A 23,558-nucleotide genomic window follows, 5' to 3' on the forward strand; every position below is an offset into this window, starting at 1 on the left:
CTCAGAAGACGTCGGGCGGATCCAGCCGCACCCGCAGGGAGCCCTTGGCCTTGCGGGCGCTGCGGGCGGCGACGCCGGCGCGCAGCGCATCGGCCAGCTCCCGGGAGCGGGAGGGCTCCAGGCGCACCACGGCGCGGGACCGGTCGATCAGCTCCGGGCCCTCCAGGTCCACCGGCCCGAAGACGTCGACGCCGTCGGGCAGCTCGGCGGTCTCCAGGAAGCTGCGGCACGCCTCCCGCTCCCCCACGATCTCCGCGACCCGGGAGAACGGCGGCAGGTCCAGCTCCTGTCGGTCCGCGAGCACCCGGTCGAGGAAGAACGAGGAGCGGTGGGCGACCAGATCCCGGATCGCGGGCAGGGTGGAGGTGCCCACCACCAGCACCTCTCCCCCGTCGTCGGCGCTGCGCACCAGGGAGATGGCGCCGCGCCAGCGCCGCACCGCCTCGACGTCTGCGTCGAAAGCGGCACGGCCCAACAGCGCATCGGCGTCCAGCAGCAGGCAGGCGGCGTAGCGGCCGGGCGGTGCGGGCTCGGCGCCGGGGGTGGCGACGATGATCGCGCGCTCCGGGATCGCGTCGTCCTCGAGGGCGCCGTGTGCGCCGCCGGCGACCTTCAGCGGCGTGTCGGGGAAGGCTCGGTGCAGCTCCTCGGCAGTGCGGGTGGAGCCGACGACCATGGCCCGCACCTGGGTGCGATCACACTCGGGGCAGCGGTAGCCGTCCTCCCGTCGCCCGCAGACCCGGCAGTGCAACGGACCGTTCCGTCCGCTCAGGGACAGGGGCGCGGAGCAGTGCGGGCACTGGGCGCGGGTGTGGCAGAAGGTGCAGGCGATCGCGGGCACATAGCCGGAGCGGGGCACCTGGACCAGCACCGGTCCGCGCTCGAGGCCGCGCCGGATCACCCGCATCGCCTCCTGCGGGAGGCGGGAGCGGCCCGAGGGACCTTCGCGCTCGCGCAGGTACTCGTCCATCGCGACGATCCGGGGGCGCACCGCGGTGACCGGTCCCGGCACCGGCTCCAGCCGGGCGAGGTAACCGTGATCGGCCAGGGCGCGGAGGGTCACCGACTCGCTCGCGGCGAGGAACAGCAGGGCGCAGCGTTCTTCGGCGGAGCGGCACTGCAGCACGGTGCGGGTGTGGGGGTACGGGGCGCGCGGCTCCTCGAGCAGGTCGTCCGCCTCATCCCAGCAGATCGCCAGGGCGAGGTTCGCCACGGGGGCGAAGGCGGCGGAACGGTTGCCGAGCACCACCCGGGTGGCGCCGCGCAGGATCCGACGGAAGGTGCGGTAGCGCTTCTCCGGACCCTCGGACCCGGCCAGGATCTCGTGCGCGATGCCGCGTGCGGTCAGCACCCGGGACAGACGCATGACGTCCCGCCGGTCAGGGGCCACGACGAGCGCGCCCTGCTCCTCGCCGAGGTCGCAGATCGCGTCGGCGGCGACCTCGGTCCAGGTGTCCACGGCGTCCAGGGTGAGGCTCGCGCGGGGCACCGGGCCCTCCGGGCTGCCGGCACGGGACAGCAGGGCGGCGAGCCCCGGGTAGCGGTCCCCGGGACGGCCGGTGGTGGACGAGGCGTCGGCGTCCGGCCCCGCCTCTGCCTCCGCTTCCTCCGCCGGTTCGATCGCGTCCATCGCATCCGCCTCTTTTGCCTCCGCGGCGCGGTCGGCCTTCTCGGCGCGGGCGTGGCGCGGCGGCAGGGCGAGGCGCAGCACATCGCCGACGGTGCCGGCGCTGCGCTCCGCGACCTCCTCGCACACCCGCATCATCGCGGGCGGGACCACCACGTCCTCGGAGACCAGGCGGTGCAGCGGGGCCAGCGCCCGGTCCGTCGTCGGCGCGGCATGGCGGCCCAGCACGATGCCCTCGGTGTCCTTGCCCGAGAACCGCACCCGCACCCGCATCCCGGCACCGGCGGTCGCGGTCGCGGGGGTCACCGCGTACTCGAAGGGGCGATCCAGGTGGGGCAGCACACCGACCAGGCGCACGCTCGCCACGGGCAGCTCCTCGACCACCTCGAAGCCGGCGGTCGTGCGCAGGCCGGAGCCCCGGGCCGCGGCGGGACGGCCCGGGTCGCTCGGCGGCTCGGCCGACGGGGAGGGGACGGGAACAGGAACGGCGGGGGCCGCGAAGAGGAATTCCTGACCGTCGGCCAGGCCTCCTGCGTGCTCCCCCGCCGTCCCCTCGGCGGACCTGCTCAGCGCTTGTGCACCGCCACCAGGTCGCACACGAAGATGAGCGACTCGTTCGGGGCGATCACCGGCGGAGCGCCCTGGGCGCCGTAGCCGAGGGAGGCCGGGATGTCGAGGCGGCGACGGCCGCCGACCTTCATGCCCTGCACGCCCTGGTCCCAGCCGGAGATGACCTGGCCCACGCCGAGCTGGAAGCGCAGCGGCTCGCCGCGGTCCCAGGAGGCGTCGAACTGCTCGCCGGTGGAGTGGGAGACGCCGACGTAGTGCACGTCGACGACGTCGCCGCGGCCGGCCTCCTCCCCATCGCCGACGATCTCGTCGGTGCTGGCCAGCTCGGTGGGGGCATCGCCCTCGGGGAAGTCGACCTCGGGCTTGGTGCGATCGGTCATGCGGTCCTCCTGTGTGGTGTGGGGGATGGATCAGGCTTCGGTGTGTGCGGCGTCGAGCACGTCGATCACGAAGACCAGGGTCTCGCCGCCGAGCTCATGGGCGTCGGGGTCCTCACCGTAGGCCTCGGCGGCCGGGATCACCAGCATCACCTGGGAGCCGACGGGCAGGTCCAGCAGATTCTCGTCCCAGCCCTGGATGACACGGCCCTCGCCCTGCACGAAGGAGAACGGGGCCCCGCGCTCCCAGGAGGAGTCGAACTGGGAGCCGTCGGACCATTTCCAGCCGGTGTAGTGCATGGTGAGGTAGTCGCCGGCGCGGGTGGTGTCACCGGTGCCGACGATCAGGTCCTCGCGCTCGGTGGAGGTGGGTGCCTCACCCTCCGGCGGGGCGTCCAGCGCCGGCGCACCGTCGTCCGCGAGGGTGACGGACGGGAGCGCGCCGGAGGGCTCCGCGGGTTCGCCCTCGGCGCGCAGCGGGGAGACGATGCGGTCGACGTCGGCGACCTGCAGCAGCGAGTAGGCCTGACCGTCCGCGGACTGCTGCCACCCGGCCATCACGAAGCGGGAGCCCACGGCCATGGTGGTGAACACGTCGAACGCGGCCTGACCGATGCCCTCGGCGGTGACCTGGACGCCTCCGGCCGGTGCTCCCTGCCACCAGGACTGCAGGGTCTTCCCGGTGGAGGCGTCGACATACAGGTCGCGCCAGATGATGGTGTCGCCCTCGGCGATGGTCTCCCCGTCCCCGGGGACGACGATCTCCGCGGCGGCCGCGGAGACCTCGAGCGGCGCGGTGAACTCGACCGTCGGCTCCGCACCGAGATCCTCGCTGACCGTGACGCCGGCCAGCGGGTCGCCGCCGCCACCGTCGGAAGCGCCTCCCGCATCGGAAGCTCCGCTGCCCTCGCTGGCGTCGTCAGTGCAGGCGGCGAGGCCGATAGCGGCGGTGGCGGCGAGAGCGGTGGTCAGCAGCGTGCGACGGCGGATCAAGTGGGGGCCTTTCGGATCGGTGGGCCCGGGGCGGGACACGGAACCAGGGTACGGGGCGGAGGATGAGCATTCGCGGAGTGTGGCCGAGCGCTCACCGCAGAGTGCCTCAGGCGAAGGGCATCGGATCCACCGGCGCCGCGGTGCCCTGGGAGCGGATCTCCGCGAGCAGGTCGTCGACCGCCGGGAGCTCGGTGACGAAGGGGTCCAGGACCTGCACCGGCATGGCCCCGGGCCGGGTCAGGCGCAGGGTGGTCCAGTCCACGACGTGATCCACCCCGTGCTTCTGGGCCGCGGTGACCACCTGGCCGCGCAGATGGGCGCGGGTGGTCGTGGGAGCCGTGGTCCGGGCCGCCTCGATCCGTGCCTCTTCCAGCATCTGCGGCGCGAGGCCACGGCGCTGCAGGGCGTGGAACACGCCCTGGGTGGGGTCGATGTCGTGATAGGCGAGGTCGAGGCGCTCGATCGCCGGGTCCTCCAGGCCCACTCCGCGACGTTCCGCGACCTGGCCGAACAGACGCTCCTTGATCGCCCAGTCCAGGTTCTGCGCGGCCCAGGAGCGGTCGCCGGTGCGGACCGCGTCGATCGCTCGCTGCCAGTTCTCCAGCACCTCCCGCTCGGAGTCGTCGGCGAAGCCGGTGACATGGTCCAGCCACCGCTGCTGGATCTCGATCGCGGTGGTGGTGCCGCCGCCGGCGGTGCGGATCGCGGTGGTGCCGGTGAGATCACGGGCCACGACCCGGATCGCGGCGATGTCATCTGCCAACGCCAGTTCGGGCAGGGCGCGACCGGACTCGATCGCGCGCAGCACCAGATCGGTGGTCGCGAAGCGCAGGTGCGTGGAGACCTCGCTCATCGTGGAGTCCCCGACGATCACGTGCAGGCGGCGGAACCGGGTGGGATCTCCATGCGGCTCGTCGCGGGTGTTGATGATTGGGCGGGTGCGGGTGGTGGCCGAGGAGACCGCCTCCCACATGTGGTCGCTGCGGCGCGAGAAGACGAACTGGGCGTCAGCGTCCTCGGCGCCGGCGTCAGGGCCGTTCACGACGCGATGGGGGAAGCTGCCGTCCTCCGGAGCGGAGCGCACCACTCCTCCGGCTCCGGTGACGATCTGGCGGGTGACCAGGAAGGGCAGCAGGTAGCGGGGCAGGCGGGTGAACTCCCCGCGCCGGTCCACCAGGTAGTTCTCGTGGGAGCCGAAGGCGTTGCCCGCGGAATCGACGTTGTTCTTCAACAGATGGATGCGGGCATCCTGCCCGTCGGCGGCGAGCCGCTGGTTGGCCTGGGCGGCGAGATCTGCGAAGATCCGGTCCCCGGCACGGTCCTGGGCGACCAGCTCCCACCAGTCGTCGCACTCGGCGCTGGCGTACTCCGGGTGCGAGCCGACGTCGAGGTAGAGGCGCGCGGCGTTGCGCAGGAATACGTTCGAGCTGCGGCCCATCGCCACCACCGGGCGGAACAGCTCCCGGGCCGCGGCCTCCGGCTCGAGTGCCCGCGAGCCGTCGGCCCGCACACACACCAGCCCGTACTCCGTCTCCAGACCTCCCACGCGACGCTTCATCGGGTCACTGGCCGCCCTTCTGCACGAAGGAGCGCACGAAGGTCTCGGCGTTGGACTCGAGCACCGAGTCGATCTCGTCGAGCAGGTCGTCCGCCGCCTGGGCGGAGGCGAAGACCTGCCCGCCGGCCACCTGGTCGGCGCCCTCGACGGGCTCCTCACCCTCGGAGCCGGGGGCGTTCAGGGACTGCTGGGACATGGCGTCCTCCTTGTGTCGTGGTGGGTCAACTGTCGCTGACGGCCCTGCGCAGGGCGTCCAGGATCGTCTCGGGATCGTCGGCCGGGTCGATGCCGTGCTGGTCGCACCAGGCTGCCGAGCCCAGGCGCGGATCGGCCAGGCGCAGCCGGTGCCCACCGGTGGGGCCTGCCAGGGTGATCGCGTCCCAGCCGGCTGCGGGGACCTGGGCCCGGTGCGCGGCGATCAGCCCGCCGCGCAGATGAGCACGGGTGCTGGTGGGCGCCGTCCGCACGGCCTGTTCGACCTCGTCCTGTCCCACCAGGGTGGGTACGGCGCCGGCGGTGCGCAGCTTGTCGAACAGGCCGCGGCCGGGCCGCAGATCGGAGTACTGCAGGTCCACCATCTGCAGCCGCGGGTCCCCCCAGTCCAGGCCGTGGCGTTCCCGGTAGCGGTTCAGCAGCTGGAGCTTGGCGACCCATTCCACCCTGTCGGCGGCGCGCATCGGATCCTCCTGGAGCAGATCGAGGATCTCCTCCCAGCTGCGCAGCACCTGCGCCGTCTCCTTGTCCGCGCGGTCGGCGACCGCGGTGAGGGTCTCGAGCAGGGTGCGCTGGATCTGCAGCGCCGTGAGCTCCCGGCCATCGACCAGCGGCACCGTGGCCCGCAGGCTCGGATCGTGGCTGATGGTGCGGACCGCGGCGACCGGGTCGGCGAGCCGCAGGTCCGGGAGGATCGCGGTGCCGGTGCGATGCTCGGCCTCGAGCGCGGCGAGCACCAGCGAGGTGGTGCCCAGCTTGAGGAAGGTCGACTCCTCGAGCAGGTTCGCGTCACCGATGATCAGGTGCAGGCGACGGAACCGCGTGGGGTCGGAGTGCGGTTCGTCGCGGGTGTTGACGATCGGCCGGTTCAGGGTCGTCTCCAGGCCCACCTCGGCCTCCATGAAGTCGGCGCGGGAGGAGAGCTGGAAACCGGGCCGCTCACCCCGGGTGCCGAGCCCCACCCGACCCGCACCGACCAGCACCTGCCGGGACGCCAGGAACGGCAGCAGCGCCGTGACCACACGCTCGAAGGGCACTGCACGGTCCACGAGATAGTTCTCATGGGTGCCGTAGGAGGCGCCCTTGCCGTCGGTGTTGTTCTTGTACAGGGCGACGTCCGGGATGCCGTCGGCCGCGGCGAGGATCGCCATCGCGCGCCGGGCGATCTCCTCGCCTGCACGGTCGGTGACCACTGCTTCGCGGGCCCGCAGCACCTCGGGCGCCGAATACTCCGGGTGCGCATGATCCACGTACCAGCGGGCGCCGTTGCGGAGCACCGCGTTGCCGATCGAGCGCTGGGTGGCCCAGGCGAGCACCTCGGCATCATCCCCGTCGGGGGCGACCTCCGGCCCGGCCAACGGGGTGTCCATCTCGACGCTGGGCACATGCGCATCGCGCACCTCATCGGTGAGCTGGCTGGGATGGGCGGCGGCGCGCTGCAGCTCGAAGCCGCGCGCGTCCCGCAGCGGGGTCTCGTCTCCGTAGTCCCAGCGCACGCGCCGGCCGCGCTCCCCCTCGAGCGGATCGAGCAGGGCGTAGGCGCCCACCACCAGGTGGGAGAGCAGGATCGAGCTGCCCGCGCCGGAACGGGCACGGTCCTCGAGATCGGCGTGGACCACCCCGAACTCCGTCTCGATACCCATCACCCGCTCGGTGGTCAGAGCGGTTGCGGCGTCCTGGGGCTGGTGGGTCATGCGGAGACCTCCTCCTCGGCAGCGGTGGTCCGGGTGCGTCCCTGCAGCGGCACGATCGCCTCGACGCGGCGCCTGCCGCCACCGGGCAGTCCGGTCACCCGGGCCCAGTCCTCGGGATGCGCGGCCGAGGGCATGTCCTCGTTCTCGACGAACTCCGCGGTGATCGCCTCGCGCAGGTGCCGGGAGGCCACGCCGACCTCACCGGTGGCCAGCTGATCCTTCACCGCCATCTTCTTCGCCCGGTCCACAATGTTGCGCAGGGTGGCGCCGGAGACGAAATCACGGAAGTGGAGGGTGTCCTGCCCGCCGTCGGAGTACTCGACCCGCACGAAGGCCGAGGCCGGGCCCTCGTCGTAGATCTCGCGGGCGGCGAGGTCCAGCAGCTGCTCCCGGTCCTCGCGCATCGGGACGGAGTCATCGAGGTACAGGCCGAGGATCTCCCGTCCGGCCCGGGCGTTGGGGCGGCGCACCCGGATCTTCACGTCGAGCCGGCCCGGCCGCAGGATCGCGGGGTCGATCATGTCCTCACGGTTGGAGGCACCGATGACGATGACGTTGTCCAGCCCTTCGACACCGTCGATCTCGGCCAGCAGCTGGGGCACGATCGTGGTCTCGACGTCGCTGGACATACCGGTGCCGCGGGTACGGAACAGCGCCTCCATCTCGTCGAAGAAGATCACCACCGGGTGGTCGGCCGCGGCCTTCTCCCGGGCACGCTCGAACACCAGGCGGATCGACCGCTCGGTCTCGCCGACGTACTTGTTCAGCAGCTCGGGGCCCTTGACGTTGAGGAAGGCGGAGTTCTCCAGCGCCTCGGCCACGCTCACCCCGCGCACCTCGGCGCTGCGCAGGACGAGCTCATGGGCAACAGCTTTGGCGATCATGGTCTTGCCGCAGCCGGGCGGCCCATACAGCAGCACGCCCTGCGGCGGGCGCAGGCCGTAGGTGCGGTAGAGATCCTGCTGCAGGAACGGCAGCTCGACGGCGTCGCGGATCGCCTCGATCTGCTCGCCCAGCCCCCCGATCTGGTCGAAGGAGACCTCCGGGACCTGTTCGAGGACGAGATCGGTGATCTCGGCGCGGTCGATGCGCTCGAGCACCAGCTGGGACTTCAGATCCACCAGCACGTGGTCGCCGGCGTGGAGCTCCTCGTCGGTGAGGGTGCCCGCCCGGCGCAGCACGCGGGTGTCGTCGGGGGCGACGGCCACCAGCAGTCGCGAGTCGGCCAGCTCCTCGACCACCGGCACCACGTTGCCGGCGTCGCTCGGGGCCACAGCCTCCACGGCGGCCAGGGCCTCGTTCAGGCGCAGCTCGGCGCCCGGGGCCAGCGCCTCCAGGTCCAGGGACGCGGCGGTCGACACCCGCAGCCGGCGGCCGTGGTGGAGCACGTCGATGGTGGTGCCCTCGCAGCGGCGCAGGAAGGTCGCGTACGAGTTCGGCGGGTCACCGACCCGCTCGAGGTCGTTCTTGAGCTCGACGATCTGCGCCCGGGCGGAGCGCAGCCCTGCCGTCAGGCGGTCGTTGTGGCCCGCGAGCTGCTCGAGCTCCGCGGTCATCTCGGCGTAGGTCTTCATTCTCCTGCGGTCTCCTTCCTGGGAGAGATCAGCGATCGCGGCCCTGTCGGAGGTCGCGCAGCGCGCGCTTGAGCTTGCGCGGCGCGACTCCCCGCTCCCCCAGATCCTGCGCGCCCCACTCTCCCTCGGAGCCACCGAATCCCTCGTTGTCGGGATGGTTCAGCTCCTCCTCCAGGCGTGAGCCGGGCGCCGGCCTCGTGGCACGGCGCAGCGCCGGGGTGCCATGGGCGGTGCGGCGGGCGGTGAGCAGGAATCCCGTGTGCGCGTTCATGCGGTGCTCGGGACGGACGGCGAGGCCCTCGAGATGCCAGGGACGCACGAAGGACTCCCAGGCGTAGGGCTCGGTGAACTCACCATGATCGCGCAGCGCCTCAGCCGTCCGCGAGAGCTGGGTGACGGTCGCGACATACGCCAGGTACACCCCGCCGGAGACCAGCACCTCCGCAGCGGCATCCACGCACTCCCAGGGGGCGAGCATGTCCAGCACCACGCGGTCCACGGCGGGCTCCCCGGGCGAGAGCGTGGGTGCGAGCTCCTGGAAGTCGCCGACGGACAGCTCCCAGGAGGGGTGCGGACCGCCGAAGAAGGTCTCGACGTTCTCCCGGGCCACCTCGGCGAAGTCCTCGCGCCGCTCGATGGAGTGCACCGCACCCTCGGGGCCGACGGCGCGCAGCAGCGCGGTGGTCAGGCCGCCGGAGCCGACGCCGGCCTCGAGCACCCGGGCCCCGGGGAAGATATCGCCCCACATCAGGATCTGTGCGGAGTCCTTGGGATAGATGATCGCCGCGCCGCGCGGCATCGACAGCATGTAGTCGGCGTAGAGCGGGCGCAGCGCCTGGTAGACGATGCCGTGGGAGTTCTCGACCACCACGCCGTCCTCGGCACCGATCAGCTGGTCGTGGCGCAGCACCCCGCGGTGCGAGTGGAACTCGCCGCCGGGCTTGAGGGTGATGGTGTGCAGGCGGTTCTTGGCGTCGGCGAGCTGGACCTTGTCGCCGAGGGCGAAGGGGCCGGTGCGATCCAGGCCGCGGCGGGGTGCGCGGGGCGCGGGCCCCGGCGCCCCGGTGTCGGCAGCGGGCTGCGGCTGATCTGTCATACGTTCCAGCATATGGCCCGGGCAGCGGCACCAACGATGATGTTCACCGTGCGCGCAGTATCGCGTTGACGTCCGCGCTCATGATCACACCGCGGGCGGTGCCGTCCTCCTCCAGGAGCAGGTAGGCAGGGGCGGGACGGGCGAGCATCGCATCGATCAGGGCGTCCCCGCGCAGCGCGACGGGCAGGGCTGCGAGCTCGCCGATCGTCCCGGCGACGGCGAGGACGGGAGTCGCTGCCCGCTGCGCGGCGGGAACCGCGGCGGCTGCCGCCGGGTCGATGCGCGAGGCGCGCCCGATGATGCCCGACGGGGCACCGGCGCGGTCCAGGATCAGCACGGTGGAGAGGTCCGCGGAGGGGTCGAGGTCCGCCAGCGGCGACTGCGGCCGGACCACGTGCACCGCTCGGGCGAGGGAGGCGGCGTCCAGGGTGCGGATACGGCCCTGGAGAGCGGCTCCGGACAGAGCATGCGTGGCGCCCTGCCAGAGCATCCCGGCGATCAGCAGCGCCCAGACCAGGCTGAGCAGGGAGAAGCCGCCGGCACCGCCGGCGCGCACGATCCACCACAGGGGGTAGGCCACCACCGCCACCGCGATCGCCCGACCGAGCCAGGCTGTGATCCGGGTACCGGCCTCGGGGCTGCTCAGCAGTGCACCCAGCAGGGTCTCCAGGGCGCGCCCACCGTCCATGGGCAGTCCGGGCAGCAGGTTGAACACCGCCAGCACGAGGTTCAGCCAGGAGCTGACGGTGAAGAACACCGCCGCCCCGGTGCCGGGCTCGGACAGCTGCCCGATCCCGGTGGACACCCCGGCCAGCAGCAGGTTCGCGGCCGGGCCGGACAACGAGACCAGCAGGGAGCCGAGGGTCGACATCTGCCGGGAGCGGTACTGGGTGTGACCGCCCCACAGGGTCAGGGCGATGTGATCGACGCTGGCGCCGAAGCCCCGGGCCACCACTGCGTGAGCGACCTCGTGCACGAGCACCGAGACGATCATGAACACCCCGATGCCGAGCGCGAGGAGCACCGCTGTGGTCGGGGCGACACCGCCGCGGGCGAGCGAGGGATACATCAGCGCGGCGAACAGCAGCACGGTGAGCAGGGTGCCGGGGCTGATGCGCAGCGCCGGCAGCGACCCGAGGCGCACCGTGGGGCTGGTCATGTTCCGTCTCCTCCGCAGCCGGGGCGGGGCCCCCGGGCAGGCCGAGGATAACCCGTGTTCCTGAGCCTATGATGGGGTGATGAGTCGAATTGCCATCACGGCTTTCCACGGATGGAACGATGCCGGCGAGGCAGCCACCGGGGTGATCGAGCATCTGCATGAGGTCTGGCCCACCCGACCGGCGGGCGCGGTCGATGCGGAGGAGTTCATCGATTTCCAGGTGAACCGCCCCGAGATCCACACGAGCGAGGACGGCCTGCGGGTCATCGATTGGCCGGACACCCGGATCCACCTGGTCACCCCGCCGCGCGGCCCCGAGATCGTGACGGTGATGGGCCCCGAGCCCTCGCTGCGCTGGAAGCGCTTCTGCGACGAGGTGCTCGAGCAGCTGCAGGTGCTGGACGTCAGCTCCGTGATCGCTCTCGGGGCCCTGCTCGCCGATTCGCCCCACTCCCGGCCGCTGCCGGTGTCCGCCCAGGTGGAGCCGGTGCCCGCCCAGCCCGTGGAGGGTTCCGAGCTGTACACCGGCCCGATCGGTGTGCCCATGATCCTGGCCCGTCGCACCGCCAGCGCCGGGCTGCGCACCACCAGCATCTGGGTGCAGGTCCCCCACTACGTCTCGCAGAACTCCTCCCCGAAGGCGGTGCTGGGGCTGATGCGGGAGGTGCAGGACCTTGTCAGCGCCTCGATCCCGCTCGAAGAGCTGGTCGAGGATGCGGAGGCCTGGGAGCGCGGGGTCGACGAGCTGGCGCGCACCGATGAGGACGTGGCCGAGTACGTCGCCCGGCTGGAGCGGGCCCAGGATGCGGCCGGCCTGCCGGAGGCCAGCGGCGACGCGATCGCCAGGGAGTTCGAGCAGTTCCTGCGCCGGCGCCGCGAGTCCGAGTGAGCTCACGCTCCGCGCGCGCAATGCGTCGGGGCGCTCGGAGCCGACGGCCCTGCGATCAGCTCTCGAGCGTGATCCCGAACAGGGCATCGGCCGCGGCGGAGACATCCCCGGGCCCGGGGTCATGTCGTCCGAGCGGGCAGAGATCCCGCCCTCGGCCCACGCATCCAGGGCCTCCAGCGCGCGAGCGGAGTCGAGGTCATCGCGCAGCGCGGCCCGCATCTCCTGGACCGTGGCGGGATAGCGGCCGCCGCGGCGGGCGGCGACGCGGTAGCGCTCGAGCCGGGCGGTGGCCTGCTCGAGCTCCTGCTCCGACCATTCCCAGTCGCTGCGGTAGTGATGTGCCATCAGCACCAGGCGGATCGCCATCGGATCCACGCCCTCGTGCACCAGGCGGTGCACGAACACCAGGTTGCCCAGCGACTTGCTCATCTTCTCGCCCTGGTGGGCGACCATGCCGCTGTGCGCATAGGCGGCGGCGAAGGGACGTCCCAGCGCCGCCGAGTGCGCGGCGCTGAGGTCGTGGTGCGGGAAGATCAGATCGCTCCCGCCGGCCTGGATGTCGAAGGGCAGCCCGATCCCCTCCTCCGCGATGCAGACGCACTCCACATGCCATCCGGGTCGGCCCCGGCCGAGCTCGGCCGCGTCCCAGGCGGGCTCGCCCTCGCGCTCTGCTCGCCACAGCAGCGGATCGAAGGGCCCACGCTTGCCGGCGCGGTCCGGATCGCCGCCCCGATCCGCGAAGACCTCGAGCATCCGCTCCTCGGACCATCCCGAGACATCCCCGAGGGCACCATCGACGGAGAGGTCGAGGTACCAGTCGGGCCCGGCGGCGTCGCTCGCCTCCACCGGGTAGGCGCGGCCACGCTCGTGCAGGGTGCGGACCACGGTGATGATCTGATCCATCGCCTCGCTCACGGAGCGATAGGTCTCCGGGGCGATGATCCGCAGTGACTCCATGTCCTGCGTGAACAGCTCGACCTGCGAGGCGGCGAGCTCCCGCCAGTCCACTCCGTCACGGGCGGCGCGCTCGAGCAGCGGATCGTCGACGTCGGTGATGTTCTGCGCCATCTCGACCTCGTACCCGGTGTCGTGCAGCGCCCGTCGCATCAGGTCGGCGGCGTGGTAGGTCGCAGCGTGGCCCAGGTGAGTGGAGTCGTACGGGGTGATCCCGCAGACGTACAGCCGGGCCTTCCCCGGGGTGAGCGGGAGGATGGGCGAGACCCTCGCGGCACGGGTGTCGTACAGCCTCAGCGGCACGCCGGAGGCGGGAAGGGGGTCAAGAGCGGGGGAGGTCCAGGAATGCACCCTGCGATCATACGATCTGCGGTCCGTGCCCGGCTCAGGACCCTCCCAGCGGGTCGACCGCGCCGAACCAGAGCAGGCCCAGCAGCAGCAGCCCTGCGACGATGCGGTAGGCGACGAACATCAGGTAGGAGTGGTTCTCGATGATCCGCATGAACCAGACGATCACGATGTAGCCCACGCCGAAGGCCACCACGGTGGCGACCACCATCGCCATCAGGGACGGCTCCCCCGCCGCCGCCGCCGCGGCCCGGCCGTCGGCCGTGAGCAGCACCGGGATCTCCTTGGCCGCCTTGTAGAGGCCGGAGGCGAACACCGCCGGGACGGCGAGCAGGAAGGCGTAGCGAGCGGCGGCCTCGCGCTTATAGCCCAGCAGGAGCCCCGCGGTGATGGTGCCGCCGGAGCGGGAGACGCCGGGGATCAGCGCGAGCGCCTGGGCGAAGCCGAAGATGATGCCGTCGCGCACGGTGAGCTGAGTGAGCTCCTTGCGCTGCGGGGCGATCCGGTCGGCGAAGCCGAGCAGGATGCCGAAGAAGATCAGCATCGCGGCGGTGATGTAGAGGTTGCGCAGGTTGTAGTCGATCTGCTCCTCGAGCAGCAGCCCCAGCACACCGATCGGGATGGAGCCGAGGATCACCAGCCATCCCATCCGGACATCCGGGTCGGAATGCGGAATCTTTCCCGCCAGGGCGCGGAACCACTTGCCGATGATGCGGCTGATGTCGTTCCAGAAGTAGATCAGCACCGCCGTCTCGGTGCCGAGCTGGATGATCGCGGTGAATGCCGCACCAGCATCCTGACCGGGGGCCATCAGCTCTCCGACCACGCGCACGTGGGCGCTCGAGGAGATCGGAAGGAACTCGGACAATCCCTGGACCAGCCCCAGGATGACCGCCTCGATGAACGACATGAACTCTCCTCGATCGACTCAGGGCTCTGACGGCGCCGCGGTGCGGCGACCGCGGGCCCCGGACAGAGTACGCGGCGCCGGGCGGTCAGCCCGGCACCGCGCAGCGGAGCAGTGGTGAAGAGTACGTGGAGGTGCCGGGGAGGCGCCCGGCGGAGGCCCGCGCTCAGCGGCCGGAATCGTCCTCGTCGTCGTACCCGTCGTCGGCGTCCTCATCGTCCTCGTCCTCGAAGTCGTCGAGGTCATCGAAGTCGTCGTCGTCATCATCGTCGTCATCGTCATCGTCGAAGACGATGAGCGGGGTGGCGATCTCGTAGGCGTCGAAGAGGGCGTCGTCATAGGCGTCGAAGGCCGTGGCGAGCTGCTCCGTGGCCGCGTCGAGAGCGGGGTCGTCATCGCCACGCGAGGCGGCAGCCGCCTCGTAGTGACGTTCGAAGGCAGCGATCAGCGCAGCAAGAGCAGAGCGAGGATCCGAGTTCATGCTTGGACGGTACATCGTCCGGCGGCACAATGGACAGTGGGACGGGCATCTCGTGACCAGCAGACCCCTCACGGTGCGGGACTCGTCCCCACGGCAGCCCCCGAGCGCGGTGCGCTAGCGGCTTCCGCTGGTCATGCCGCAGGTCATCGAGCACAGGAGGACCCCGTTGATCCGACCCCGCACTGCCCTCGTCGCCGGTGTCCAACATGTCAGCGATCCACGTCAGTGGCGGGATCTGCCCGTCGAGCGCGGACGCCGCTCGGAGGACTACGAGTTCCAGATCCTCACCGTGCCGCGCGGCACCTCGATCGGGCAGGTGCGGGCCGAGCTCGCCGAGCAGGCGGAGTACGGGCGCTGGGAGCACGCCCGCACGCGCCTGTACGTCGGCGGAGGCCGGAAGGTCTGGATGCGGCGGCGCATTCTTCGGGTGCGCTCCACGCTCTAGCCGCGCTGCCACGGCGTCGTCCGGTCCGTCCTCCACACCCGCACGCCGATCTCCCCGCTGCTCGCCCGGTTCTGATGCAATGGCCTGGTGCCCGAGATCTCCGCGTCCCTGATCGGTGTGCTGCTGGTGGTGTACCTGCCGCCCGCGGCAGTGCTGTCCTGGGTGGACGGGAGGGAGCATCGGCTGCCGAACCGCTGGGTGGCACTGCTGACCGTGGCGGTGGGGGCGACGCTGCTGGTGGTCGGACTGCTGCAGCCCGCGCTGCGCGGGGACCTGCGCACGGCGGTGGTGCTCGCCCTGGTGCTGGGTCTCGGGGCGATCCTGGTGGCGCTGGTCGCTCCGACGCTGCTGGGGATGGGGGATGCGAAGACGCTCCCGGTGGTGGTGCTGATGGCGGCCTCGCTCGGCGGCGAGGTGCTGATCGCGGGCCTGCTGGGCATCGCGCTGCTCGGCGGGATGCTGGGGATCGCGGTGATGGCTGCGACCCGTCGGGCCGGGGTGCGTTTCGCGTTCGGTCCGGTGCTGCTGTCCGGACCGTTCCTGGGGCTGCTCGGTGCCCCGTTGGTCCGTGCCGCTCTCGGCGGCTCCTGAGGAGGCAGGGGGTCGGGGCCGGAACCGTTCAGCCGCGCCGGGTGGGACGGCGCTGCCGCTGGATCTCGTAGAGCGCGACGGAGCCGGCCACTGCGGCGTTCAGCGACGACGCGGAGCCGCCGATCGGGATCTCGGCGATGACATCACAGGCCTCCCGCCAGCCGGCGCTCATGCCGACGGTCTCGTTGCCGATGACCACCAGGGTCGGCCCGGCGAGGTCCTCGAGGGACAGCTCGTGCCCGCCCGTCTCGTCGAGCCCGAGCACCGTCCACTGCTCCCCCAGTGCTCTGCGCGCACCGATCCACTCCAGCACCTCCCTGTGGGAGGGGATGCGGAGCACGGGCAGCGCGAAGAGCGACCCCGTGCTGGCGCGGATGGCCGCGGGATCCCAGGCATCGGCGCTGTGGCCTGTGATCAGCAGTGCTTCGGCGCCGAACGCGTCGGCCGAACGGGCCAGCGAGCCGATGTTCCCCGGACCGGAGGGTCGATCGAAGACCACCACCACCGAGGCGTCCGTGGGGGTGAGCCGGTCAAGAGTGTCAGAGGGCACCGCGGCCAGAGCCAGCAGCTCCGGCGCTCCGCCCTCCCGCTCCCCCAGCTCGGCCATCAGCTCGGGCGCCAGCTCCACGACCGGGCCGGGAGGGTCCTCGAGCAGCTCCCGCGCCCAGCGGGAGGCCTGATCGCGACCGTCTGACAGCAGCGCCCGGATCTCCACCCCGTGAGCGATCGCCTGGGTGATCGGTCGGACTCCCTGGATGATCATCTCGCCGCTGCGGGCGCGTTTGGTGCGGTTGGTCAGCAGGGCCTGCCATTGCTGGAACAGGGCGTTGCGACGCTCCAGCCGCGCCGGCAGGGACGAGCGGTGCTCGCGCGCTGCGGAGCGCCGGTGGCTCATGCTCCGGCCTCGTCGTAGCCGAGCTGTCGCCAGGCCTCGTAGACCGCGATCGAGACAGCGTTGGCGAGGTTGAGCGAGCGGCGTGCGGGCAGCATCGGGATCCGCACCCGGGAGGTGATCCGCGGGTGGGCCAGGACCTCCTCGGGCAGGCCGCTCGGTTCGGTCCCGAACAGCAGGATGTCCTCGCGGGAGTACTCGATGCTGTCGAAGGTGATGTCGGTGTGCGCTGAGAAGGCGAAGACCCTGGCCTGGGGCAGCGTCGCCAGCGCCCGCTCGGCGTCGGCGTGGATGCTCACGTCGGCGAGGTCGTGATAGTCCAGCCCGGCCCGGCGGAGCTTCGCGTCCTCGAGGTCGAAGCCGAGCGGCTCGATCAGGTGGAGGTGGGCACCGGTGACGGCGGAGAGCCGGATCGCGTTGCCGGTGTTCCCGGCGATGACCGGTTCGTGGAGGAAGACGTGGACCATGACGCAGATTCTCCCACGCAGGCGGCAGCGGCCGAGCGTGCGGATTGACGAAGAACCCCGAACCACAGCAGTGGATCGGGGTTCGTATCGAGTGTCCGAGGGGGTGTGTGATCTCAAGACATAGTTCGCCCCTGTCTCGCGTCATCGTTCGCACCTCGGCGTCGTCATGATCGGCCGTAGTAGAGGGCTGGTGTCTCGCGTCATCATTCGCACGATGGAGCATGTCGAAGAACACAGCGATAGTGCTCAGCGTCATCGAGGCGGGCATGAGCACCAACGAAGCCGCACAGAAGTTCCACGTCTCCCCGCGCTGGGTACAGATCCTCGTGGCCCGCTACCGCAAAGGTGGCGTCGAGGCCCTCGACCCCGGCTCACGCCGAAGGCCTCCGTGGGAGGAACCCGCCAGAGGGACTACTCCGTGCGCACCGACAGAGTCGACACCCACGGCAAAGTCTCCCTGCGCTACGCCGGCACGATGCGCCACCTCGGCATCGGCCGCGCCCACGCCGGACTGAGAGTCCGCATCATCCGCGAGGGCCCCGACACGATGGTCATCGACCTCGCCACCGGAGAACTACTCGCCGAACACACCATCGACCCCGACCGCGGGTACCAACCACAACGAAAAAGACCCCGGTGAACACTCACCGGAGCCTTCTCCTCGCGAACGATGTCCCAAGACATCCGCGAACGATGTCCTGAGACACCACAGAGTGTCCGAGGGGGGAATTGAACCCCCACGCCCTAAAACGGGCACTAGCACCTCAAGCTAGCGCGTCTACCAATTCCGCCACCCGGACGGGTGTTCGCCGCAGCGACGAGAGCAGATTAGCACGGCATCCGCCGCTCCCTGACACCGAAAGCGGCGCTGCCAGCAGGAACGTGAAGACAATCACGCCGGGACGCGCAGTGCGCCGCCCGCCATGATGCCGCGCAGCACCGCGAGCACAGCATCGGTGCTGGTGATGAGCATTGACCAGTGCGATTCCTGCTGCAGCTCGGCGACGCGCAGGCGCTCGGTGAGATCCTGGAGCGCGGCAGCCGCGAGCACCGTCATCGTCGGGTCGGGCGCCTCGAGGGCCGCCGGGTCCCAGGACTCCATCCGGGCCAGCAGGTCCACGAGCTCATCCGCAGCGCCGCACCGGCTCGGGGAGAGCAGATCCACTCGAGCACGCGCGGCCAGAGCGGTGCACCGGCGCAGCATCATCGTGGAGGTCTCGGAATCGAGAGCGTCGGGGAGATCCTCGGCGACCGCATCCTCTGTGTCGGAGCCCGTTTCCGCGACCTCGAGGGTCGCGGTCCCGATCTCGTTCTGCGCCTCGTGCGACGGCTCCATGGATGACCTCTCCTCTTCGTGACCGGACTCCCCCGGAGACCGTGCGACGCAGATCACTTTACTCAAACTTTACCGATGCGGGCAAGGCCTGAAGTCCCCTCAGGCCCACCGATCCGCCGCGCCGCGAGCAAGCTCCCGCCGGGCAGCGGCGAGCATCTGGACAACCGGAGCCTCAGGCACGCCCAGCATCGAGCGCAGCTGCATATCGGCCTGATGGGTGAGCATCTCCAGCCCATCGGCGACCTCTCCCCCGGCCTCGGAGACCACGGCCGCCAGCGGGGCGGGCCAGGGGTCGTAGAGCACATCCAGCAGCACCCCGGCCCGTGGGAGCGAGGATCGAGCATGCCACTGCCCGGCCACGGCGCGCGCACCCGCGATCGCGAGGGCGCTGATCACGCAGTCGGCCTCGAGCACCTCGTGGTGCCGATCCCAGGGGACGCGCTGGACCTCTGCTCCGCCTCGCACCGCGAACTCCTCCAGGACGGACAGCTTCTCCGCCGAGCGGGCGGAGAGCAGCACCGTGTCCACGCCGAGCTCGAGCAGGGCGGCGACGGCGCTGAGGGCCGTCGCTCCGGAGCCGAGCACCGCACCGGTGCCGCCGGGGCGGGCGCCGTGGTCGCCGAGGGCGGCCACGATGCCGTGCACGTCATGATTCTCAGCCCGCCAGGTGCCGTCCTCGCGACGCAGCAGGGTATTGGCCACCTCGAGCGCACGGGAGGTGGCGTCGACCTCTGCGGCCAGGGCGAAGGCCTCCGGTTTGCCGGGCATTGTCACGCTGAGCCCGGACAGCTCCTTGCCGGGTCCCCGTGCCAGGAAGTCCTCGAGCGACCCGGCGCGCACCTCGTGCCGGACGTAGTCGACATCGGTGATGCCCAGGACCGCGTATGCCGTGCGGTGCAGCACGGGTGAGAGCGAGTGGCCGACCGGGGAACCGACCACGGCGAAGCGTCGTGCCCCCATCAGTTCGCCGCCTCCCAGGCCTGCCATTCCTTGACGTTCTCCTCGTGCTCCGCCCAGGTGGCCGCGAACTTCGTCTCCCCGGAGTCCGTGTTCACGCTGACGAAGTACAGCCAGTCGCCCGCCGGCGGGTCGACGGCGGCATCCAGCGCGTTCGCTCCCGGGGCGGCGATCGGACCGGGCGGCAGTCCCGTGTGGCGGTAGGTGTTGTACGGGTTGTCGGAGGCGCGCTCCTCATCAGAGGTCGCGACGCTCCCGGACTTCCCGGCCGCGTAATGGACGGTGGAGTCGAACTGCAGCTTCATCGGGGTGCCGTCTGCCTCCCCCGCGCCTTCGAGCCGGTTCTCGATGGTGCGCACGACCTTCCCGTAGTCCTCGGTCCGGCGCACCTCCATCTCCGCGAGCGAGGCGATGGTCAGGGTCCGGTGCCACTGGTCCTCGGGGATCTCCCGCGCGGTGAGCTGCTCCTCCATCCGCCCCCACATCATCGCGATGATGTCCTCGGCGGTCTGGTCCTCGTAGATGTCGTAGCGGCCCGGCCAGAGGTATCCCTCCAGAGTGCCGGCCTCGTTCTCGGGGATGCCGTAGGAGGTGTAGTCCTCCGCCGCGGTCTCGAAGTCCTCCACGGGGATGTCGGTCGCGGCGGAGAGCTGCTCCCAGATCTGGGTGAGCCGTCTCCCCTCGGGGATGATGACCCGGTGGCCGGCCAGGTTCGCGGGATCCATCAGCGCGTTGAGCGCTTCGGCCGAGGTCATCTCGAGCTGGAGCGAGTAGATGCCGGGTTCGATCTGGGCGGCGTCGGGCGTGCTGCTGAAGAGGCTCACGAACGGCCCGGTGGACTTGATGACCCCCTCCTCCACCAGCGTGCTCGCGATGTCTGCCCCGGTATCGCCCTCGGCGACCTCGACTGCGGCGTCGCCGTGGCCGGGTCCTTCGAACTCGGATGCCTCGTCCTCGACGCTGACGTTGGAGGTGACCCAGCGATATCCCTCGAACCCTCCGTAGGCGAGACCTCCCAGGACCAGCAGCACCAGCAGCGCCGGCAGCGCACGCCGTAGGATCCCACCCCGTCGCGGAGCTCTGCGCCGACCATGCCGGGTGGACGGCTTGGTCTCGCTCTGCGTCTGCGCGAGCTCGTCGAAGGAGAGGTCCTCGTCGTCCATCAGGCGTCCTCCTGTGTCGGGTCCTGGGCCGGCGCGGGCTCGGCCGGTGCGACCTCGACCCTCTCGCCGGCGCGGGTGCCGGTGGACCGCTCGGTATCCAGCGCCTGCTGGAGGATCATCACGGCGGCGACCTGATCCACGACCTGGCGGTGCTTGCGGCCCTTGCGGCCCGAGCTGTGCAGCGCCTTGTGCGCCGAGACGGTGGTCAGTCGCTCATCGATGAGCCTGACCTCGATGCTCGGTGAGTCACCGGCGAGCGATTCGGTGAGCTCCTGGGAGAAGTCCCGTGCCTTCTGGGCGGCAGCGCCCTCGGAGCCGTTCAGGGACCTCGGAAGCCCCACCATGATGACACGGGCCTCCGCCCCGCGCGCCTCCTGCACGACACGCCCGACGGCGGTGTCACGCTCGAGCGTTTCGACGGGGGTCGCGATCATCCCGTCCAGATCACTGCGCGCGAGGCCGACGCGGACATCGCCCACATCGACCCCGAGCCGGACTCCCCGGGGCAGGCCCGGGGAGTCCTCAGCCGGCTCGCCGCTGTACTGGCTCATGCAGTCCGAGCCGTCTCGATCGCCTCGCGCACCGCGGAGAGCGCCGAGGGAATGCGAGCGGGCTCGCCGCCGCCGCCCTGGGCCAGGTCGGGCTTGCCGCCGCCGCGGCCTCCCATGGCCTCGGCGGCCCCGCGGAGGATCGTGCCCGCTGCCAGGCCCCGCTCGCGGGCCGCCGCATTGGTGGCGATCACGAGCGCGGCACGGCCGCCTTCGTGGCCGGCGACCGCGACGGTGACCGGCCTGTCCTCGCCGAGCCTGCTGCGCAGGTCCAGAGCGAGGGTGCGCAGGTCACCGGCGGCGACGCCCTCACCGGCATCATGGGCGAGCAGACGCACGCCGTCGACGTCGCTCGCGGTCTCCACCAGCGTGCCGGCCTCGGCCTGGAGCTGTTGCCCGCGCATCGCGGCCAGCTGCTTCTCCATGTCCTTCATCTTCTGGGTGAGGGAGCGGACCCGCTCGGGCAGATCCTCGGCCGCACCGACCTTCAGCAGCTCCGACAGCTGCGAGACCAGCGCATGCTCCTTGGCCTGATGGCGATAGGCCGACAGCCCGACCAGCGCGTCCACGCGCCGCACACCGCTGCCGATCGAGGCCTCGCCCATCAGCTGGACGGTGCCGATCGCGCCGGTGCTGTCGACATGGGTCCCGCCGCACAGCTCGCGCGACCAGTCCCCACCGATCGAGACCACCCGGACGATATCGCCGTACTTCTCGCCGAACAGGGCCTGCGCGCCGAGCGCCCGGGCCTCGTCGATCGGCATCTGCTGGTCGGTGACGGCCAGCTCGTCCTGCAGCAGCGTGTTCACCCGGCCCTCGATCTGCTCGAGCACCGATTTCGGCACCGCCTGGCCGTAGCGGAAGTCGAAGCGCATCCGGCCCGGGGAGTTCTCGGAGCCGGCCTGGGTGGCGTGGGTGCCGAGCTCCTCGCGCAGGGACTCGTGGACCATGTGGGTCGCGGTGTGCGCCCGGGCGATCGCCCCGCGGCGCTCCGCGTCGATGGTCGCGATCGCGGCGGTGCCGCGGGTCAGGTCGCCCTCGACCAGGCGGCCGCGGTGCACGATCAGGCCGCGCACGGGCTTCTGCACGTCGTCGACCTCGATCAGGCCGCCGCCGGTGAGGGAGATCTGGCCCTGGTCAGCGAGCTGACCACCGGCTTCGGCATAGAACGGGGTCGAGGCCAGCACCACCTCCACCTGGGCGGGCGCCTGGACGGAGTCGACCAGTGCGCCATCCACCAGGACGGACTCGACAGTGGTGGCGACGGTCGCCTCGGTATAGCCGAGGAAGGGCACCTCGCCTCCGCGCTGGCTGAGCAGGCGGTTGTAGATCGCGGTATCCGTGTGCCCGGCCTTCTTCGCCGCGGCATCGGCCCGCGCCCGCTCCCGCTGCTCCTGCATGGCGCTGCGGAAGGCATCGGCATCCACCTGGAGCCCGACCTCGCTGGCCATCTCCATCGTGAGGTCGATGGGGAAGCCATAGGTGTCGTGGAGACGGAAGGCATCCTCACCGGGCAGCACACGGCCGCCCTCCTGCTTCACCGCGCCGACGACGCCGTCGAAGATCGTGGTGCCGGTCTCGAGGGTGCGGCGGAAGGCCTCCTCCTCGGCGTAGACGATCTCGCTGATACGGCCGAAGTCGTCGGCGAGCTCCGGATAGGACTCCACCATCTGGGACTTCGAGATCGGCAGCAGCGCAGGCATGGAACGCTCCGCGTAGCCCAGCAGCCGCATCGAGCGCACGGCACGACGGATCAGGCGTCGCAGCACATAGCCGCGGCCCTCATTGCCGGGACGGACCCCGTCGGCCACCAGCATCAGGGCGCTGCGCACGTGGTCGCCGATGATGCGCAGGTGCACGTCATCCTCGCCATCGGCGCCGTAGACACGACCGGAGAGCTCCTGAGCCTTCTCGATGACCGGGAAGATCTGGTCGATCTCGTACATGTTGTCCACGCCCTGGAGCAGATAGGCGACGCGCTCCACTCCGAGGCCGGTGTCGATCGACTTCTGGTCGAGCTCCCCGAGCAGGGGGTAGTCCTTGCCCTTGCCCTCACCGCGCAGGTACTGGTCGAAGACCAGGTTCCAGATCTCGATGTAGCGGTCTTCTGCCTTCTCGTCACCCGGCCATTCGGGGACGGTGCCGGTCACGGCATCGGGGCCGTACTCCGCGCCCCGGTCGTAGTGCCACTCACCGCACGGCCCCGCCGGGCCGGGCTGACCGGTGTCCCAGAAGATCTCCTCGCGCGGAAGTCGCACCACCCGGAGCGGGTCCAGCCCGACGACCTCGGTGATGTGGCGGTAGGACTCCTCGTCGTGCTCCCACACGGTGAACCACAGCCGTTCGGGGTCGAAGCCGAGACCGCCCTGGTCCTGAGCCGTCGTGAGGAACTCCCAGGAGTAGTCGATCGCACCGGTCTTGAAGTAGTCCCCGAAGGAGAAGTTCCCGGCCATCTGGAAGAAGGTGCCGTGGCGCGTGGTGCGGCCGACGTTCTCGATGTCGTTGGTCCGGATGCACTTCTGGACGCTCACCGCCCGGGGGTACGGGGCCTTCTCGGTGCCGACGATGTACGGGATGAAGGGCACCATCCCGGCGATCGTGAACAGGATCGAGGGATCGGAGGACACCAGCGAGGCGCTGGGCACGATCTCATGATCCTTCTTCGCGAAGAAGTCGAGCCAGCGGCGGTGGATCTCGGAGGTGCGCATGGGAGAGGTGT

The 23,558-nt window shown here is 71.0% G+C and carries 23 protein-coding genes, 1 tRNA gene and 1 pseudogene; 5 read left to right on the forward strand and 20 right to left on the reverse strand.

Annotation, left to right across the window (positions count from 1 at the left end):
- Position 1: 1 nt before the first annotated feature.
- The 9 genes from CFK39_RS00580 to CFK39_RS00620 all read right to left on the reverse strand — a co-directional run bounded on the left by CFK39_RS00580 (position 2) and on the right by CFK39_RS00620 (position 10,861).
- Positions 2-2,224: a primosomal protein N' family DNA-binding protein gene (locus CFK39_RS00580; protein WP_245822764.1), complete on the reverse strand. Its 2,223-nt coding sequence runs from the start codon at positions 2,222-2,224 to the stop codon at positions 2-4.
- A complete protein-coding gene (locus CFK39_RS00585) occupies positions 2,194-2,577 on the reverse strand; it encodes an FKBP-type peptidyl-prolyl cis-trans isomerase (RefSeq protein ID WP_089063838.1) in 384 nt (127 codons plus the stop codon). The genes CFK39_RS00580 and CFK39_RS00585 overlap by 31 nt, the downstream gene beginning before the upstream one ends.
- Before the next feature lie 30 nt (positions 2,578-2,607).
- A complete protein-coding gene (locus tag CFK39_RS00590; RefSeq protein ID WP_089063839.1) occupies positions 2,608-3,606 on the reverse strand; it encodes an FKBP-type peptidyl-prolyl cis-trans isomerase in 999 nt (332 codons plus the stop codon).
- Positions 3,607-3,673: 67 nt separating this feature from the next.
- Positions 3,674-5,125 (reverse strand): Pup--protein ligase, encoded by a 1,452-nt coding sequence (gene pafA, locus CFK39_RS00595; RefSeq protein WP_089063840.1) that lies wholly within the window; start codon positions 5,123-5,125, stop codon positions 3,674-3,676.
- 4 nt (positions 5,126-5,129) lie between these two features.
- Positions 5,130-5,321 carry a ubiquitin-like protein Pup gene (locus tag CFK39_RS00600; protein ID WP_089063841.1) on the reverse strand — a complete coding sequence of 64 codons (192 nt, stop codon included), beginning with the start codon at positions 5,319-5,321 and terminating at the stop codon, positions 5,130-5,132.
- A gap of 25 nt (positions 5,322-5,346) precedes the next feature.
- Positions 5,347-7,032: a depupylase/deamidase Dop gene (gene dop / locus CFK39_RS00605; RefSeq protein WP_089063842.1), complete on the reverse strand. Its 1,686-nt coding sequence runs from the start codon at positions 7,030-7,032 to the stop codon at positions 5,347-5,349.
- Positions 7,029-8,606, reverse strand: a complete 1,578-nt coding sequence (gene arc, locus CFK39_RS00610) for a proteasome ATPase (protein WP_089063843.1) — start codon at positions 8,604-8,606, stop codon at positions 7,029-7,031. The genes dop and arc overlap by 4 nt, the downstream gene beginning before the upstream one ends.
- A 28-nt stretch (positions 8,607-8,634) precedes the next feature.
- A complete protein-coding gene (locus tag CFK39_RS00615) occupies positions 8,635-9,702 on the reverse strand; it encodes a tRNA (adenine-N1)-methyltransferase (RefSeq protein WP_245822765.1) in 1,068 nt (355 codons plus the stop codon).
- Positions 9,703-9,745: 43 nt separating this feature from the next.
- Positions 9,746-10,861, reverse strand: a complete 1,116-nt coding sequence (locus CFK39_RS00620; RefSeq protein ID WP_089063845.1) for a site-2 protease family protein — start codon at positions 10,859-10,861, stop codon at positions 9,746-9,748.
- A gap of 79 nt (positions 10,862-10,940) precedes the next feature.
- Between CFK39_RS00620 and CFK39_RS00625 the strand changes: the two genes are divergently transcribed.
- On the forward strand, positions 10,941-11,750 hold the full coding sequence (locus CFK39_RS00625; protein WP_089063846.1) for a PAC2 family protein: 810 nt from the start codon (positions 10,941-10,943) through the stop codon (positions 11,748-11,750).
- A 183-nt stretch (positions 11,751-11,933) separates the two neighbouring features.
- Here the strand turns inward: CFK39_RS00625 and mshC are convergent.
- The 3 genes and pseudogenes from mshC to CFK39_RS16375 all read right to left on the reverse strand — a co-directional run.
- Positions 11,934-13,055 (reverse strand): annotated as a pseudogene (mshC, locus tag CFK39_RS00630) (cysteine--1-D-myo-inosityl 2-amino-2-deoxy-alpha-D-glucopyranoside ligase); the annotation flags it as partial.
- Positions 13,056-13,089: 34 nt separating this feature from the next.
- Positions 13,090-13,962 (reverse strand): undecaprenyl-diphosphate phosphatase, encoded by an 873-nt coding sequence (locus tag CFK39_RS00635; protein ID WP_089063847.1) that lies wholly within the window; start codon positions 13,960-13,962, stop codon positions 13,090-13,092.
- Between the two features lie 163 nt (positions 13,963-14,125).
- Positions 14,126-14,440 carry a DNA primase gene (locus CFK39_RS16375; RefSeq protein WP_089063848.1) on the reverse strand — a complete coding sequence of 105 codons (315 nt, stop codon included), beginning with the start codon at positions 14,438-14,440 and terminating at the stop codon, positions 14,126-14,128.
- A gap of 166 nt (positions 14,441-14,606) precedes the next feature.
- Here CFK39_RS16375 and CFK39_RS00645 point away from each other — a divergent pair, with 166 nt between their 5' ends.
- Positions 14,607-14,885, forward strand: a complete 279-nt coding sequence (locus CFK39_RS00645) for a DUF5703 family protein (protein WP_089063849.1) — start codon at positions 14,607-14,609, stop codon at positions 14,883-14,885.
- Positions 14,886-14,972: 87 nt separating this feature from the next.
- Positions 14,973-15,476 carry a hypothetical protein gene (locus tag CFK39_RS00650; RefSeq protein ID WP_089063850.1) on the forward strand — a complete coding sequence of 168 codons (504 nt, stop codon included), beginning with the start codon at positions 14,973-14,975 and terminating at the stop codon, positions 15,474-15,476.
- 28 nt (positions 15,477-15,504) lie between these two features.
- On the opposite strand, the gene CFK39_RS00655 is transcribed toward CFK39_RS00650, so the two are convergent.
- Together CFK39_RS00655 and CFK39_RS00660 are read right to left on the reverse strand one after the other, a co-directional pair.
- Entirely contained in the window at positions 15,505-16,371 is an 867-nt protein-coding gene (locus tag CFK39_RS00655) for a TrmH family RNA methyltransferase (protein ID WP_089063851.1), read from the reverse strand.
- On the reverse strand, positions 16,368-16,835 hold the full coding sequence (locus CFK39_RS00660; RefSeq protein ID WP_089063852.1) for a tRNA (cytidine(34)-2'-O)-methyltransferase: 468 nt from the start codon (positions 16,833-16,835) through the stop codon (positions 16,368-16,370). The genes CFK39_RS00655 and CFK39_RS00660 overlap by 4 nt, the downstream gene beginning before the upstream one ends.
- A gap of 266 nt (positions 16,836-17,101) precedes the next feature.
- Here CFK39_RS00660 and CFK39_RS17415 point away from each other — a divergent pair, with 266 nt between their 5' ends.
- Both CFK39_RS17415 and CFK39_RS16380 read left to right on the forward strand, forming a co-directional pair.
- Positions 17,102-17,350, forward strand: a complete 249-nt coding sequence (locus CFK39_RS17415; protein WP_420836224.1) for a helix-turn-helix domain-containing protein — start codon at positions 17,102-17,104, stop codon at positions 17,348-17,350.
- A complete protein-coding gene (locus tag CFK39_RS16380) occupies positions 17,254-17,475 on the forward strand; it encodes a hypothetical protein (RefSeq protein WP_172805625.1) in 222 nt (73 codons plus the stop codon). The genes CFK39_RS17415 and CFK39_RS16380 overlap by 97 nt, the downstream gene beginning before the upstream one ends.
- A gap of 74 nt (positions 17,476-17,549) precedes the next feature.
- Here CFK39_RS16380 and CFK39_RS00670 read toward each other — a convergent pair.
- The 6 genes from CFK39_RS00670 to alaS form a co-directional block, all read right to left on the reverse strand.
- Positions 17,550-17,635, reverse strand: a tRNA-Leu gene (locus CFK39_RS00670).
- 92 nt (positions 17,636-17,727) lie between these two features.
- Positions 17,728-18,171 (reverse strand): hypothetical protein, encoded by a 444-nt coding sequence (locus CFK39_RS00675; protein WP_089063854.1) that lies wholly within the window; start codon positions 18,169-18,171, stop codon positions 17,728-17,730.
- 99 nt (positions 18,172-18,270) lie between these two features.
- On the reverse strand, positions 18,271-19,158 hold the full coding sequence (locus CFK39_RS00680) for a shikimate dehydrogenase (RefSeq protein ID WP_245822766.1): 888 nt from the start codon (positions 19,156-19,158) through the stop codon (positions 18,271-18,273).
- Entirely contained in the window at positions 19,131-20,291 is a 1,161-nt protein-coding gene (gene mltG, locus CFK39_RS00685) for an endolytic transglycosylase MltG (RefSeq protein WP_089063855.1), read from the reverse strand. Before mltG ends, CFK39_RS00680 begins: the two co-directional genes overlap by 28 nt.
- Positions 20,291-20,842 (reverse strand): Holliday junction resolvase RuvX, encoded by a 552-nt coding sequence (ruvX, locus tag CFK39_RS00690; RefSeq protein WP_089063856.1) that lies wholly within the window; start codon positions 20,840-20,842, stop codon positions 20,291-20,293. The genes mltG and ruvX overlap by 1 nt, the downstream gene beginning before the upstream one ends.
- On the reverse strand, positions 20,839-23,547 hold the full coding sequence (alaS, locus tag CFK39_RS00695; protein ID WP_089063857.1) for an alanine--tRNA ligase: 2,709 nt from the start codon (positions 23,545-23,547) through the stop codon (positions 20,839-20,841). The genes ruvX and alaS overlap by 4 nt, the downstream gene beginning before the upstream one ends.
- Positions 23,548-23,558: the final 11 nt, after the last annotated feature.

The organism is Brachybacterium avium, from assembly GCF_002216795.1.
Taxonomy (GTDB): Bacteria; Actinomycetota; Actinomycetes; order Actinomycetales; family Dermabacteraceae; genus Brachybacterium; species Brachybacterium avium.